11 protein-coding genes are annotated in these 15,240 nt (G+C 71.5%); 8 read left to right on the top strand and 3 right to left on the bottom strand.

Going from position 1 to position 15,240, the window contains the following annotated elements:
* The first annotated feature begins 295 nt into the window (after window positions 1-295).
* From ACIOSR_RS11835 to ACIOSR_RS11825, 3 genes are read left to right on the top strand one after another with little or no spacing between them, the layout of a single operon-like run.
* Window positions 296-2,131, top strand: coding sequence for an ABC transporter ATP-binding protein (locus tag ACIOSR_RS11835; RefSeq protein ID WP_056043391.1), 1,836 nt, complete (start codon window positions 296-298; stop codon window positions 2,129-2,131).
* Window positions 2,128-4,053 carry an ABC transporter ATP-binding protein gene (locus ACIOSR_RS11830; protein WP_402752725.1) on the top strand — a complete coding sequence of 642 codons (1,926 nt, stop codon included), beginning with the start codon at window positions 2,128-2,130 and terminating at the stop codon, window positions 4,051-4,053. The genes ACIOSR_RS11835 and ACIOSR_RS11830 overlap by 4 nt, the downstream gene beginning before the upstream one ends.
* 57 nt (window positions 4,054-4,110) lie before the next feature.
* Complete coding sequence (locus ACIOSR_RS11825) at window positions 4,111-4,899, top strand: GNAT family N-acetyltransferase (RefSeq protein WP_402752724.1); 789 nt, start codon at window positions 4,111-4,113, stop codon at window positions 4,897-4,899.
* A 109-nt stretch (window positions 4,900-5,008) separates the two neighbouring features.
* On the opposite strand, the gene ACIOSR_RS11820 is transcribed toward ACIOSR_RS11825, so the two are convergent.
* Window positions 5,009-5,395 carry an MGMT family protein gene (locus ACIOSR_RS11820; protein ID WP_402752723.1) on the bottom strand — a complete coding sequence of 129 codons (387 nt, stop codon included), beginning with the start codon at window positions 5,393-5,395 and terminating at the stop codon, window positions 5,009-5,011.
* A gap of 25 nt (window positions 5,396-5,420) precedes the next feature.
* Window positions 5,421-5,891, bottom strand: coding sequence for an N-acetyltransferase (locus ACIOSR_RS11815; protein WP_159825071.1), 471 nt, complete (start codon window positions 5,889-5,891; stop codon window positions 5,421-5,423).
* A 99-nt stretch (window positions 5,892-5,990) separates the two neighbouring features.
* Between ACIOSR_RS11815 and ACIOSR_RS11810 the strand changes: the two genes are divergently transcribed.
* The 5 genes from ACIOSR_RS11810 (at window position 5,991) to ACIOSR_RS11790 (ending at window position 13,869) form a co-directional block, all read left to right on the top strand.
* Complete coding sequence (locus tag ACIOSR_RS11810) at window positions 5,991-7,265, top strand: ROK family protein (RefSeq protein ID WP_402752722.1); 1,275 nt, start codon at window positions 5,991-5,993, stop codon at window positions 7,263-7,265.
* Between the two features lie 216 nt (window positions 7,266-7,481).
* Window positions 7,482-8,870, top strand: a complete 1,389-nt coding sequence (locus tag ACIOSR_RS11805) for an extracellular solute-binding protein (RefSeq protein ID WP_402752721.1) — start codon at window positions 7,482-7,484, stop codon at window positions 8,868-8,870.
* Window positions 8,871-8,874: 4 nt separating this feature from the next.
* On the top strand, window positions 8,875-9,861 hold the full coding sequence (locus ACIOSR_RS11800) for a carbohydrate ABC transporter permease (protein ID WP_402752720.1): 987 nt from the start codon (window positions 8,875-8,877) through the stop codon (window positions 9,859-9,861).
* A gap of 2 nt (window positions 9,862-9,863) precedes the next feature.
* The gene (locus ACIOSR_RS11795) at window positions 9,864-10,700 is read left to right on the top strand and encodes a carbohydrate ABC transporter permease (RefSeq protein ID WP_043594260.1); all 837 of its coding nucleotides are present in this window, start codon (window positions 9,864-9,866) and stop codon (window positions 10,698-10,700) included.
* A 94-nt stretch (window positions 10,701-10,794) separates the two neighbouring features.
* Window positions 10,795-13,869: an alpha-mannosidase gene (locus ACIOSR_RS11790; RefSeq protein WP_402752719.1), complete on the top strand. Its 3,075-nt coding sequence runs from the start codon at window positions 10,795-10,797 to the stop codon at window positions 13,867-13,869.
* 120 nt (window positions 13,870-13,989) lie between these two features.
* Here ACIOSR_RS11790 and ACIOSR_RS11785 read toward each other — a convergent pair whose 3' ends face one another.
* On the bottom strand, window positions 13,990-14,916 hold the full coding sequence (locus ACIOSR_RS11785; protein WP_402752718.1) for an ROK family protein: 927 nt from the start codon (window positions 14,914-14,916) through the stop codon (window positions 13,990-13,992).
* Window positions 14,917-15,240 lie beyond the last annotated feature (324 nt).

Here is a 15,240-nt window from a genome sequence, read left to right as displayed (position 1 = left end):
GGATGACGACACTCAGGAGGACATGATGACGACGACGACACTGACCACGGTGGGCACGGCCACCGACGGTGCTCGCGTGGGTCGCGCCTCCTCGGCGTCTCCGAGCCCGGCGCCGATCGTCTAGACGAGACGGTCCGCCGCCCACCGGCACCCCTCCGACACACCGCCCGCCGACGTCTCCGGGCGCGACCGCGGGACCGCGCGTCCTCCCCGGACGGTCGCCGCACCACCTTCTCCACCACGGGTCACCGCTCCGTTCGGTCGCCCGTGCCAGATCACGACACTTGGATCACCCATGTCTCAGAAGTCCTCGTCCGCACGCCCGCCCGACCCGGCGAAGCGCCCCTCGACGGTGCAGTCGCTCGTGCGGCTCCACCCCTACGTCAAGCCGGCCCTGCCCCGCATCGTGCTGGGCATGGTCGCGGCCCTGCTCGCCGCCGTCGTCGCCCTGCTGATCCCCCTCGTCCTGCAACTGCTCGTCGACGGCCCCCTGTCGAGCGGTGACCGATCGCAGGTCTGGCCCGCGTTCGCCGTCGTGCTGGGCCTCGGAGTGGCCGAGGCGATCCTGATCGGTGCCCGCCGTCGCCTGGTGCTCACACCGAGCACGCACGTCGAGGCGACCATGCGCAACGCCCTCTACGCCAAGTTGCAAGACCTGCCGGTGGCGTTCCACGACCGCTGGCAGAGCGGTCAGCTGCTCAGCCGGTCGGTCAGCGACCTGAGCCTCATCCGCCGCTGGCTCGCGTTCGGTGTCGTCCTGCTCGTCGTCAACGTGCTCACGATCGTCGTCGGCTTCGTCGTCCTGTTCTCGTACAGCTGGGTGCTCGGCCTCGTCTTCCTCGTGGCGTCGCTGCCCGTGTTCTTCGTCAGCTTCGCGTTCGAGAAGCGCTACTCGGTCGTCGCCCGCCGCAGCCAGGACCAGGTCGGCGACCTGGCGACCAGCGTCGAGGAGAGCGTCCACGGCATCCGCGTGCTCAAGGCCTTCGGTCGCGGCAAGCACTCGCTGCGCGAGTTCGCCAAGCAGGCCGAGGACCTCCGCGGGACCGAGATCGAGAAGGCGAAGGCCATCTCGAAGCTGTGGCTCTGGCTGCTGCTCGTCCCCGACGTCGCCTTCGCGCTCTGTCTGCTCGGCGGCGTCTGGTTGGCCGCCGACGGCCAGCTGACCGTCGGCCAGCTCTTCGCCTTCTTCGCGACGGCGACCGTGCTGCGCTGGCCGGTCGAGTCGATCGGCTTCCTCCTCTCGATGACCTTCGACACCCGCACGGCCGTCGACCGCTACTTCGAGGTGATGGACAGCGAGAACACGGTGACCGACCCCGAGGACCCGGCGACGATCGCCGAACCCCACGGTCGACTCGAGTTCAAGGGCACGCACTTCCGCTACCAGGACTCGCCGGCCCAGTTCTCCGACCTCGTCAACGGGGTCGACCTCGTCGTCGAGCCCGGCGAGACGATGGCCCTCGTCGGTCTCACCGGTTCGGGCAAGACGACGCTCCTGTCGCTCGTGTCCCGGCTCTACGACGTCACCGGCGGGCAGGTCCTGATCGACGGTGTCGACGTCCGCGACCTCAGCCGTGAAGAGCTCCGCCGTCACATCGGCATGGCGTTCGAGGACGCGACGCTGTTCAGCGCGTCCGTCCGTGACAACGTCCTGCTCGGTCGCCCCGACCTCGCCGACGACGCCGACGAGGCCGACCGGGTGATGCGCGAGGCACTCGAGATCGCGCAGGCCGACTTCGTCGAGCGGCTCCCCGAGGGCGTCGACACCCGCGTGGGTGAAGAGGGCCTCAGCCTGTCCGGCGGCCAGCGTCAGCGCCTCGCGCTGGCACGGGCCATCGCCGCGCGCCCGGCCGTGCTGGTGCTCGACGACCCGTTGTCGGCCCTCGACGTCGACACCGAGGCGCGGGTCGAGGCCGGTCTGCGACGCGTGCTCGCGTCCACGACCTCGCTGATCGTCGCGCACCGGCCGTCGACGGTCACCCTGGCCGACCGGGTCGCGCTGCTCCAGAACGGCACGGTCACCGCGGTGGGCCGGCACTCCGACCTCATCGCGAGCAACGAGCACTACCGCTACGTCATCTCGTCGCTCGACGACGACTCCACCACCACCCGAGAGGAGGTGCTCGCATGACCGACACGACACTCGAGGACGACCGTCCCGATCGTCCGGCGGTCGCCGACGGCCCCGTCGAGCGCGAGGCGTTGGACGGCCGCACGCCGGCCGAGAGGCGCGCCGAGCAGGGCTCGACGACGCAGGGCGTCCGCGGCGAGGAGCGCGAGAACTTCACCAAGGACGAGAGCAAGAGGCTCCGCCGTCGGTCGCTGCGCCTCCTCGGCTCGCTCGTGCACCCGCTGCGCTGGCGACTCGCGTTGATGGGCGTCGTCGTCGTGATCAGCACGGCCTCGCAGGTCGCGGGGCCGGCCCTGATCGCGATCGGCATCGACACCGCCCTGCCGGCCCTGATGGACGACCAGGACTGGGCACCGGCGATCCTCGTCGTGGTCGCCTACCTGGTGACCGGCGTGATCGGTGCGGTGCTGATGGCGCAGTACACGGTGCTGTCGGCGCGCATCAGCCAGGCGATCCTGTTCGACCTGCGCAAGCGGCTGTTCCTGCACACGCAGCGGCTCAGCCTCGAGTTCCATGAGACGTACACGTCGGGCCGCATCATCTCGCGCCAGACGAGCGACCTGGACTCGATCCGCGAGCTGCTCGACTCGGGCATCAACCAGCTCGTGTCGGGCCTGCTGTACATGGTCTTCACCGCCGTCGCCCTGGTCGCGCTCGACCCGCAGAGCGGCCTCGTCCTCGCCGTCGCCCTCGTGCCGCTCGTCGCGTTGACCCGGTGGTTCCAGGTGCGCTCGCAGAAGCTGTTCCGGGCCACGCGCGTCACGAGCGCTCGCGTCATCGTGCACTTCGTCGAGACGATGACGGGCATGCGCGCCGTGCAGGCCTTCCGCAAGGAGGCGCGCAACGAGAAGGAGTACGCCGGTCACGTCGAGGACTACCGGCAGGCCAACTCGAAGGTGTTCACGCTGTTCGGCACCTTCGACCCGGGCCTGGTACTCATCGGCAACGCGACCCTTGCGGCGGTCGTGCTGTTCGGCGGCTTCCGGGTGATCGACGGCTCGCTCGAGATCGGTGCCCTGCTGGCGGTGGCGCTGTACGCGAAGCGGTTCTTCGACCCGGCCGAAGAGATGGCCATGTTCTACAACGGCTACCAGTCGGCGTCCGCCGCGCTCGAGAAGATCTCGGGCGTGCTCGAGGAGCAGCCGAGCGTGCCCGACCCGACGCGCCCGGTCGACCTGTGGGACGCCAAGGGGCAGGTGCACTTCGACGACGTCGAGTTCGCCTACAACGCCGACACGGTCGTGCTGCCCGGCTTCGACCTCCACGTGCCGGCGGGGCAGACCATCGCCCTCGTCGGGTCGACGGGGGCCGGCAAGTCGACGTTGGCGAAGCTCATCTCGCGCTTCTACGACCCGACGCGCGGTGCCGTGACGCTCGACGGCGTCGACCTGCGCGACCTGCACCCGAAGGACCTCCGCCGCGCCATCGTCATGGTGACGCAGGAGGCGTACCTCTTCTCGGGTTCGGTGGCCGACAACATCTCGCTCGGCAAGCCCGACGCGACGCGCGACGAGATCGTGCGGGCGGCGAAGGCGGTCGGGGCGCACGAGTTCATCGAGGCCCTGCCCGACGGGTACGACACCGACGTGAACAAGCGCGGCGGCCGGGTGTCGGCCGGGCAACGCCAGTTGCTGTCGTTCGCCCGGGCGTTCATCGCGAACCCGAGCGTGCTGATCCTCGACGAGGCGACCGCGTCGCTCGACATCCCGTCCGAGCGCATGGTGCAAGAGGCCCTGCAGACGCTGCTCGCCGACCGCACCGCCGTCATCATCGCGCACCGCCTGTCGACGGTCGCGATCGCCGACCGGGTGCTCGTGATGGAGCACGGCAAGATCGTCGAGGACGGCACCCCCGACGACCTGATCGCGGGCACCGGCCGCTTCGCGCAGCTCCACGCCGCGTGGCGCGACTCGCTCGTGTGAGGCGGGGCCCGGACGGCGGGCCCCGCCCGCCGTTCGGGCTCGGCTAGCGTGGCCTCGATGACCGACGCGACGAGCTACCTGCAGGCCTACGACGAGCAACTCCGCACCGACGCCGAGACGCCGAGCGCGATCGCGGTCACCCGCCACGGTCCGTTGCGGCTCGTCACCTTCGCCGGTGGTCGCGGGTTCGTCACCTACCGCGACCTCGGCGACGCGGACGCCGACGCGGTCCGCGCGCTGGTGGCGGCCGCCGTCGAGCACTTCGACGCCGACGACGAGATCACCCGGGTCGAGTGGAAGACCCGCGGGCACGACCGTGCCCCCGGGCTCCACGACGCGCTCGTGGCCTCGGGCTTCGAAGCCGGCGAGCCCGAGTCGATCATGATCGGGCCGCTCGCCGCGCTCGCGGACCTCGGCGAGGTGCCCGAGGGCGTGACGGTGCGTCGGGTAACCACCGAGGCGGACGTGCGGGCGATGAGTGCGATGGTCGACGAGGCGTTCGGCGAGGCGGTCGACGCGCGGATGGCCGACGCGCTGCTGTCCCGGTTGGGCCGCGGCGACGGCATGGAGCTCTGGGTCGCCGAGGTCGACGGCCGGATGGTCAGCGGAGGCCGGCTCGAACCCGTCCCCGGCACGGACTTCGTCGGCATCTGGGGCGGCGCCACGCTCGAGGCGTACCGCTACCGGGGCATCTACCGGGCGTTGACCGCGGCGCGCGCGCGTTCTGCCCTCGCGCAGGGCAAGACCCTCGTGCACAGCGACTCGACCGACGACTCGCGTCCGATCCTCGAGCGGTCGGGTCTGGTCGCCGTTTCGACCACGACCCCCTACGACCGGACGCGCTGAGGCGACCCGGGCGACGGCGGGCGGCTTCGGGGGAGGCGGGCGGTCGTGGACGACCGCCTCCGACGAACACGCCCGTCCCGGTGATGCCGGTGGTTCGTGGCGCAGTCGCTCAGGGACGGTGGGAGGCGCGCTCCAGATCGACGCGGAAGGTGCCCGACCGGCTCCACAGCAGAGGCGTGCCCTCGACCCGGTACTGCTCGAGGGCGCGCTGCTCGTGGTCGCGCGGGGCATGGCCCGAGGCGCGGATCACCCGCCACCAGGGCAGGTCGGCCCCGGCGTAGGCCATCACCTGGCCGACGGCACGGGAGGCCCGCGACCCCAGGGCGGCGGCGACCGACCCGTAGGTCATCACGTGGCCCGGCGGGATCGACTCGACGACGGCGACGACCTGCGAGACGAAGTCGTCGGGGTCGGGGTCGGGGTCGGGGGCGGGCCCGGGGTCGGGGCCGGGGTGCGGCGCGGGCTCGCCGCCGTGGGGCGAGGCGCCCGGGGTCACGTCGTCGGCCTCGCGCGGTGCCGGCTCAGACCTGCGACGACGCCAGGGTCAGCCCCGCGACGTGCTCGCCGTAGGGCGTCTCGCCGATGACCTCGAAGCCGATGTGGTGGAAGAAGTCCTCGGGCCCGTCGTCACCCGGCTCGTAGATGACGGTGACCCGGTCGAAGCCGCGGCTGCGGGCCTCGTCGGCGAGGGCGTGCACGGCGAACCGGCCGATGCCCCGGCCCTGGGCGTCGGCCTCGACGTTGATGCGCCAGATGCAGCTGCGCAGCGCCTCGTCGTCGGCCTCGGCGTCGAAGTTGCCCATGATGAAGCCGACCACCGTGCCGTCGTCGTCGACCACGACGCGGGGCCAGGCGGTGGTCGGGTTGACGTACGCCTCGGCGATCGAGTGCGAGACGGGGGCGACGAACTGCTCTTGCCCCGGCTTGAGGGTGAGGTTGTTGGCCGCGACGACGGTGGCGGCGGACAGTTCTTCGAGGCGCAGTCCAGACATGCGTTCAGGGTAACGGGGCGTCCCGACGGGCACCACCGTCGGGCGGATGACCGGCGGTGGTGCGCGCGCGACCCCCCGACGTCGTGGATGATGACGAGAATGAACCGCGGGACGAACCTGCCGGCGATCGGCGGCTACAACCGGTCGGTCGTGCTCGACGCCATCCGGCGGGAAAGCGCGGGCCTCAGCCGGACCGAGATCGCCGGGCGCACCGGACTCAGCCCCCAGGCCGTGACGAACGTCTCGCGCCGACTGATCGAGGCGGGGCTCATCCGCGAGAGCGGCACCGTCATCAGCGGTCCCGGCAAGCCCCGCACCATGCTGCAGCTCGAGTCCCGCGGGCGGTTCGCCGTGGGCGTGCACATCGACCCCGCCGTGCTGACGTTCGTCCTGCTCGACCTCGTCGGCACGGTCGTCGCCCACGCCCGAGAGTTGACGCCCTCGGCCAGCGAACCCGACGAGGTGGTGGCCCTGATGGCACGGGCCATCGACGGACTGGTCGTCACGAGCGGCGTCGACCGCGACCTGCTGCTGGGGGTCGGCATCGCCTCGCCCGGCCCGGTCGACATCGAGCCGGGTCTCGTGCTCGACCCCCCGATGATGCCCCTCTGGCGGCACGTGCCGTTGCGTCGGGCGCTCAGCGAGGCGACCGGTCTGCCGGTGCTGCTCGAGAAGGACGTCACGGCCTGCGCGGTCGCCGAGCTGTGGCTCAGCGACGGAGGCGCGGGTGAGCGCAGCGACTTCGCCTTCGTCTACTACGGCACCGGTTACGGCACCGGGCTCGTGCTGGGCGGCGACGTGCTGCGCGGGGCCAGCGCGAACGCGGGGGACTCGGGGCATGTGATGGTCGACGACCACGGCCACCGCTGCACCTGCGGGCGCATCGGCTGCGTCGGGGAGCTCATCACGCCGCACGCCCTCGTGCGGGAGGCCGCGGCCACGGGAGTGCTGCTCGAGGGGGACGTCTCGGACGAGGCGCTCGCCGAGGCGGCTCGCAGCGGGGACGACGTCGACATGCGCCGCATCGACGAGGCGTTCGGCGCCCTGGTCGGCAAGGCCGACCTGGGTGACGCCGGCGCCCTCGGGGTGCTGCACGGCGCGGGCCGACACCTCGCGCGTGCCCTCGTGACCATCGTCAACCTGCTCGACCTCGACGAGGTCGTCTTCGGCGGCCCGTTCTGGGCGCCGCTGTCGCGGCACGTCCTCGCGGTGCTGCCGGCCGCGCTCCGCGACGACCCGGCGCTGATCCCGAAGCACCCGATCCGGCTCGTCGAGTCGTCGATCGGCATCGACGTCGCGGCCGTCGGAGCCGCCTGCCTCGTGCTCGACCAGACGTTCTCGCCGCGACCCTCCGCCCTGCTGATCCGCGCCTGACGGGGCCGACCCGCGCCTCCTCGGGTCCCGACCCGCGCCTCCTGCGGTCGCGACCCGCGCCTCCGGGGCTACCGACCCGCGCCTCCCCGGCTCGTGCGCCGTTACCGGACCGATGCGGTCCGGCGTCTTGACACGAGTTACTCCATACGATGTAGTAATCGAATCGCGGTCGGGCAGAGCAGCCCGGCGCCGACGCGACTGGAGCAAAGGAGCACCATGTCACGCACGTTCACCTCGGTCCGGGGGCGCAAGCGCGCACTGGCCGTCGCCGCCGCAGCGGTCGCCACGGCCCTGCTGGCCTCGGGTTGCTCGGGGGGCGCCGGCAACGGCGACTCCGACACCATCAAGGTCGCGTACCAGAAGTTCGGGACGTTCACGCAGATGGACGCCCACATGAAGGAGACCGCGAAGACCTTCGAGGCGGCCAACCCCGGCATGAAGGTCGAGTTCGTGCCCATCGCGGCGCAGAACGACGACTACTTCACCAAGCTCGCGCTGATGAACCGGTCGGCGGCCACCGCGCCCGACGTCATGTACGAGGACACCTTCAAGGTCAAGAGCGACGCGGCCGCCGGCTACCTGCTGCCGCTCGACGAGTACACCGACGCGTGGGAGGACTGGGACGCGTTCTACGACAACGCCAAGGAGGCCGGCGTCGGCGAGGACGGCAAGACCTACGGCATCCCGATGGGCACCGACACCCGGGCGCTCTGGTACAACAAGGACCTCTTCGCGCAGGCCGGCCTGCCCGTGCCGTGGGAGCCGAAGACCTGGCAGGACGTGCTCGACGCGGCCGAGACGGTCAAGGCGAAGGTGCCCGACGTGGTCCCGCTCAACGTGTACTCGGGCAAGCCGCAGGGCGAGGGCGCGACCATGCAGGGCTTCGAGATGCTGCTGTACGGCACGCCGACCGGCACCCTGTACGACGACGAGACCGGCAAGTGGCTCACCGACTCGCAGGGCTTCGTCGACTCGCTCGGCTTCATCGAGGACGTCTACCAGGGCGGCATCGGACCGAAGCCCGAGGAGGCGCTGGACACCAACATCGCCACCATCGTCGGTGGGGAATGGCTCCCGCAGGGCAAGCTCGCGATCGCCCTCGACGGATCGTGGATGAGCGGCACCTGGCTGGAGACCGGCACCAACCCGTGGCCCGAGTGGAACGACGTGATGGGCCAGGCGCCCATGCCCACCCAGGACGGTGCGAAGCCGGGTGCGACGAGCATGTCGGGCGGCTGGACGCTGGCCGTCGGCTCGAAGACCAAGAACCCCGACAAGGCGTTCGAGTTCATCGCCGACGCCCTCGACAAGGACGGTTCGCAGAGCTACGACATCGCCGCCAGCCAGATCGCGGTGCGCAGCGACGTCGCCGAGGACCCCGAGTACGTCGGCAGCAACCCGACCTTCGAGTTCTTCTCGTCGATCGTGCCGGTGACGCACTTCCGTCCGGCGACCACCGACTACAGCCGCATCTCGAACGAGATCACCGTCGCGATGGAGGCCGTCATGACGGGCCAGCAGAGCCCCGAGGAGGCGGCCGCCGCCTTCGACGACCAGCTGGTCGGCATCGTCGGTGAGGACCAGACGCAGAAGGCGGGGGACTAGCCACATGGCGACCATCGCCCCCACCCCGGTCGGCCGTGAGAGCGGCCGACCGGGGGCCTCCGGGCCCGGCCCCGGGCCCCACGGCGAGAAGCCGGGTCGCCGGGCGGGGGCGTCGAAGGCGCGCGCCCTGCGCACCGGCGCCCGCACCCTGCCGCTCGTCCCGGCCTTCGTCCTGCTGGCCCTGTTCCTGCTGGGGCCCGTCATCTCGAGCTTCTACGGCTCGTTCACCGACGCGTCGCTGACCGGCTACGCCGCCGGCGGCTCGGAGTTCATCGGCCTCCGCAACTACACCGAGCTGTTCGCCGACCCGGACTTCCCGAAGTCGGTGCTGCTGACGCTCGCCTTCGTCTTCTTCTCGGCCGTGGTGGGCCAGAACGTCGTCGGCCTGGGGCTCGCGCTACTGATGCGGAACGGCCACAAGGTCGTGCGCTCGATCGTCGGCACGTTCGTCATCGCCGCGTGGGTGCTGCCCGAGATCGTCGCCGCCTTCGCGGCGTACGCGTTCTTCAACGACGCGGGCACGCTCAACACGGTCCTGTCGTGGTTCGGCATCACGGGCGCCAACTGGCTCTACGCGATGCCGATGCTCTCGGTGATCCTCGCCAACGTCTGGCGTGGTGCCGCGTTCTCGATGCTCGTCTACTCGGCGGCGGTGCAGGAGGTGCCCCCCGAGATCACCGAGTCGGCGGAGGTCGACGGCGCCACCGGTTGGCAACGCCTGGTCTTCATCACGCTGCCGGTCATCCGGCGGAGCATCTCGACCAACCTCATGCTGACCACGTTGCAGACGCTCTCGGTGTTCACCTTGATCTACGTGATGACCGGCGGCGGGCCCGGCGTCAACAGCACGACCCTGCCGATCCTGGCCTACCAGGAGGCGTTCCAGTTCTCGCAGCTCGGCTTCGGGACCGCCATCGCCACGATCATGCTGCTCGTCGGCGCGGTCTTCTCGATCATCTACATCAGGGCCCTCAAACCGGAGGTCGACTGACCATGGCCATGACCTCACCCAGCGGCCGCAGCATGAAGGCCGTCTCGAACGCCGTGCTGATCGTCATCGCGATCTGCTTCGCCGTCCCGCTCGCCTGGCTGCTGCTGGCCTCGTTCGACCCGTCGGCCACGCTGTCGGCGAAGGTGCCGTCGCAGTTCACGCTCGACAACTTCACCGCCGTGCTGACGCCCGAGATCTCGTTCGTCCCGCTCGCCAACAGCCTCATCGTGTCGGGCGGCTGCGCCCTGGTGACCGTCGTCGTGGCGATCCTCGCGGCGTACCCGCTCTCGCGGTACCGGATGCGCATCAACAAGCCGTTCCTCTACGGCATCCTCTTCGGCACCGGCCTGCCCATCACCGCGATGATGGTGCCCGTCTACAGCCTGTTCGTCTCGCTGAACCTGATCGACTCGATCGGCGGCACGGTGTTCTTCCTGGCCGCGACCAGCCTGCCGATGGCGATCTGGATGGCGAAGAACTTCATGGACTCGGTGCCGATCTCGCTCGAGGAGGCCGCGTGGACCGACGGGGCCTCGATGTTCTCGACCCTGACGCGCATCGTGGTGCCGCTCATGCGGCCGGGCATCGCCGTGGTGTTCATCTTCGTGTTCATCCAGGCCTGGGGGAACTTCTTCGTGCCGTTCGTCCTGCTGCTCAGCCCTGACAAACAGCCGGCGGCCGTGAGCATCTTCAACTTCTTCGGGCAGTACGGCTCGGTGGCGTACGGCCAGCTGGCGGCGTTCTCGATCGTCTACTCGGTACCCGTCATCGCGTTGTACGTCCTCGTCTCGCGGACCCTCGGCGGCTCGAACGCGCTGGCCGGCGCCGTGAAGGGGTGAGGCGCCTCCCCACCAGTGCCCCCGCCGCCCTCCCGGTCCACAGAACGACCCGCCCCACCGTGCGCCCCGGCGCGCCCGTCAGGAGACTGATCCCATGCACGACAACACCGTCCTCGTCGAGGCCCGCATCGACCGCTTCGTCCGCGACCGCATCACCCCGGCGGTCTACCGTCGGGCCGTCCCGCTGACGATCACGGCCTGGGAGGCGCCGGGTGAGCCGGTCCCCTTCGCCGAGGCCGTCTCGCAGGCGTTCGAGCCGTTCGCCGTCGGCTCGCCGTGGAGCAGGCCGTGGGGCACCACGTGGTTCCACGTCACGGGGACGGTGCCCGACGATCTCGGCACCGACCCGGCGACCGCCCTCGAACTCGTCGTCGACCTGGGCTTCAGCATCAGGCAGCCCGGGTTCCAGGCCGAGGGCCTCGTCTGGCGACCCGACGGCACGATCGTCAAGGCCATCGAGCCGTACAACGGCTACGTGCCGCTGACGGCGATCGGCGCGGGCGTCACCCCGGGCAGCACGATCGACGTCTACGTCGAGGCCGCGTCGAACCCCGACATCGGTGGCGACGACTTCCATGGCGAGACACCGCTCGGCGACCCCGAGACCGCGGGCGACGCCCCGATCTACGCCCTGCGCAGCATCGTGCTCGCCGAACGCGACGAGGTGGTCGCCGAACTCGACCGCGACGTCTGGACCCTCGTCGGGCTGATGCGCACCCTCGCGCTCACGTCGCCGCGACGGCACGAGATCCTGCGGGCGCTCGACCGGATGTGCGACGTCGTCGACCACGCGGACGTCGCGGGGACCGCGGCAGCCGGGCGTGCCGCGCTCGCCGACGTGCTCGCGGCACCGGCGAACGCGAGCGCGCACCGGGTCGTCGCGACCGGCCACGCGCACATCGACTCGGCCTGGCTCTGGCCCGTCCGCGAGACCCAGCGCAAGGTCGCCCGCACCTTCTCGAACGTCGTCGCCCTGATGGACGACGACCCCGACTTCGTGTTCGCCGCCTCGAGCGCGCAGCAGTACGCCTGGTTGAAGGAGCGCTACCCCGAGCTGTTCGCACGGGTCGCGCAGAAGGTCGCCGAGGGCCGGTTCGTGCCGGTCGGCGGCATGTGGGTCGAGTCCGACACCAACATGCCCGGCGGCGAGGCACTGGCCCGTCAGTTCGTCGCGGGCAAGGGGTTCTTCCTCCGGGAGTTCGGCATCGACGCCGACGAGGTGTGGCTGCCCGACTCATTCGGCTACACCGGGGCGATGCCTCAGATCGCCCGAGCGGCCGGCGCCAGCTCGTTCTTCACGCAGAAGGAGTCCTGGAACGAGACGAACCGCATGCCGCACCACACCTTCCTGTGGGAGGGCATCGACGGCAGTCGCGTGTTCACGCACTTCCCGCCCGTCGACACGTACAACTCCGACCTCTCGCCGGCCGAGCTCGCCCACGCCGAGAGCGGCTACGCCGAGAAGGGGTTCTCGAACGTCTCGATCGTCCCGTTCGGCTGGGGTGACGGCGGTGGCGGCCCGACCCGCGAGATGATGGCGGCCGCGCGCCGGGCCGGCGACCTCGAGGGCTCGCCCCGCGTGACCGTCGGCACCCCCGCCTCCTTCTTCGCGCAGGCACGGGCCGAGCTGGCCGACCCGGCCGTGTGGTCGGGCGAGATGTACCTCGAGTTCCACCGCGGCACGTACACGTCGCAGGCCCGCACCAAGCAGGGCAACCGTCGCAGCGAACACCTGCTGCGCGAGGCCGAGCTGTGGAGCGCCACGGCGACCGCACGCGGACTGCTCGACTACCCCTACGACGAGCTCGAAGAGATCTGGCACGTCGTGCTGCTCCAGCAGTTCCACGACATCCTGCCCGGGTCGTCGATCGCGTGGGTGCACCACGAGGCCGAGCGGCACTACGCGCGGGTCGCCCAGCAGCTCGAGGCGATCATCGGCTCGGCCCAGCGGGCGCTGGCGGGGACGGGGTCGGCGACGACCACGTTCAACGCCGGGCCGGTCCCGTCGGCCGGGGTCGACGCCGCGGCCGGGTCGGCCGCGGGACGGGCCCAGGAGGCGGGGGCCGGGTCGGTGGCACCGGTCACCTCCGACGGCGGCTGGGTGCTCGACAACGGGTTGGTGCGTGCGGTGTTCGACGGTGACGGCCTGGTCGCCTCGCTCGTCGACGCCACGTCGGGACGCGACCTCGTCGCCCCGGGGGCCCGGCTCGGGCTGCTGCAGCTCTTCCGCGACACCCCCAACCAGTGGGACGCCTGGGACGTCGACCAGGCCTACAAGAACGTCCGCACCGACCTGGTCGAGGCCGAGTCGGTCGTCGTCGACGGCGGGGCGCTCGTCGTGACCCGCCGCGTCGGCGACTCGACCATCGTGCAGCGCTGGTGGCTGGACGACGGCGAGGGCGAACTGCACGTGCAGACCGAGGTCGACTGGCACGAGCGGCAGAAGCTGCTCAAGCTGGCGTTCCCGCTCGACGTGCACGCCGACCGGGCGGCCTCCGAGGTGCAGTTCGGTCACGTGCAGCGCCCGACCCACCAGAACACGTCGTGGGACTTCGCCCGGTTCGAGACCGTCGCGCACCGCTGGGTGCACGTCGCCGAGCCCGGCTTCGGCGTGGCCGTGGCGAACGACGCCACCTACGGCCACGACATCACGCGGAGCACCCGCGACACGGCCGAGGGCGGCGACGGCGGCACGACGACGCTCGTGCGCCAGTCGCTGCTGCGGGCACCGACGTTCCCCGACCCGCACGCCGACCAGGGGCGGCACGTGCTGCGCTCGTCCGTGCGGGTCGCGCCCGACGTGCTCGACGCCGCGACCGCGGGCTACCGCATGAACCTGCCCGTCCGGCGGGTCGAGGGGTCGTCGGGCGCCGGGGTCGCTCCGCTGGTGTCGTCGTCGTCGCCGGCCGTGCTGGTCGAGGCGGTCAAGCTGGCCGAGGACCGGTCAGGCGACCTGATCGTGCGGCTCTACGAGGCTCGCGGTGCTCGGGCGGCCACCACCGTCACGGTCGACGCCGACAGCGGGTTCGGCGAGGCGTGGCGCACCGACCTCATCGAGCGCGAACTGGCGTCGGGCACGGCCGGGGCCGGTCGGTGGGCGTCGGGCTCCGCGGTCGAGTTGACGCTGCGCCCGTTCGAGATCGTGACGCTGCGGGTGGCCCGGGCGTAGCGCCGCACCTGCGGCACCGCACCGCGAGATGGTCACAGCGCCAGGTTTTCTCCTGGTGCTGTGACCATCTCGTGGCGGTGTGGCGGTGTGGCGGCGTGGCGGGCAGGGCCGTGGTGGCGGTCAGAGGGCGGCAGCGACGGCCGTCGCGGGTCCGCGGGCCCCGATCGTCGCGGCACCGACGGCCGCCACGGGGAACCCCGGCGGCAGCAGCTCGATGCGCGACGACAGCTCGAGCGAGGCGAGGAACGGCGACCCCGCCGCCCACCGGTCGAGCACCCCGGCGACGTCGTCGAGCAGGGGGCGACCCAGGTTGCTGAGCCCGCCGCCGATCACGACGGAGTCCACGTCGGTCGTCAGGACGAGGAGGCGCACCGCGGCCGCCACCCCCGCCGCGAGGTCGGCACGCACGCGGACGGCCTCGGGGTCGCCGGCGTCGGCCGCCGCGAACAGCGCCACGGCCGGGTACGCCCCCTCGGTCGGCCAGTGACGGGACACCGCGGCGCCGGCCGCGACGGTCTCGAGGCAACCGCGCTGCCCGCAGGGGCAGAGCTCGCCCGCGGGGTCGACGGGGACGTGACCGATCTCGCCCGAGACGCCCCGCGAGCCGCGCCAGAGTTCGCCGTCGACGACGAGGCCGGCAGCGAGGCCGGTGCCGAGGTTGAGGTAGCCGACGGACCCCGACAGCGACATGGCGAGGTACGCGCCGAGCGCGGCCGCGTTGACGTCGTTCTCGACCCGGACCGGGACCCCGAGCCGGGCGCTCAGCGTCGGCCCCACGGCGACGTCGTCGAAGCCGATGTTCACGGCGTGCCGCACGCGACCCGTCGTGCCGTCGACGAGGCCGGGGATGCCGACGCCGACCGACTCGAAGGCCTCGACGGTGACGCCGGAGCGGTCCGCCAACGAGGCGACCGCCGTGGCCGCGTTCGTCAGCACGGCATCGGGGCCGAACCCCGTGGGCAGGCGGAGGCGATGGACGGGGGCTCCGGACCCGTCGACGACGACCGCGTCGATCTTGGTGCCGCCGATGTCGAGGCCGACCCTCACGGCCACTCCGTCGACCCGGCTGCGGACGGTCCCGCCGGCGCACCGCCGACGGCGCCGTGAGGCGCGGCGACGGACACGGTGGCGAGCGTGGACATGTTTGTTAGTAAAGCTTACGAACCTGGTCGCGGCAAGGGGTCGCGGCCCGCGGGTCGCCGTGTTTCGGGTGTTGACCGCCGGTGTTTCGTGTGCGTAAACTCGCCGCCACGCACCTTGACACGTGTTTGTAAGGCCCATTTACTAACGGCACGCCACCACGGCGACGCCACCCGGCACCGCTGCCGACGGGCCCTCTCACCGGGTCCGAGGTCGGCGACGATGCCGAGA

It is taken from the genome of Frigoribacterium sp. NPDC087798 (assembly GCF_044742985.1).
In the GTDB taxonomy this organism is placed as follows: domain Bacteria; phylum Actinomycetota; class Actinomycetes; order Actinomycetales; family Microbacteriaceae; genus Frigoribacterium.
The sequence above is the reverse complement of the archived record's forward strand: the minus strand, read 5'-3'. Positions and strand labels throughout refer to the sequence as shown.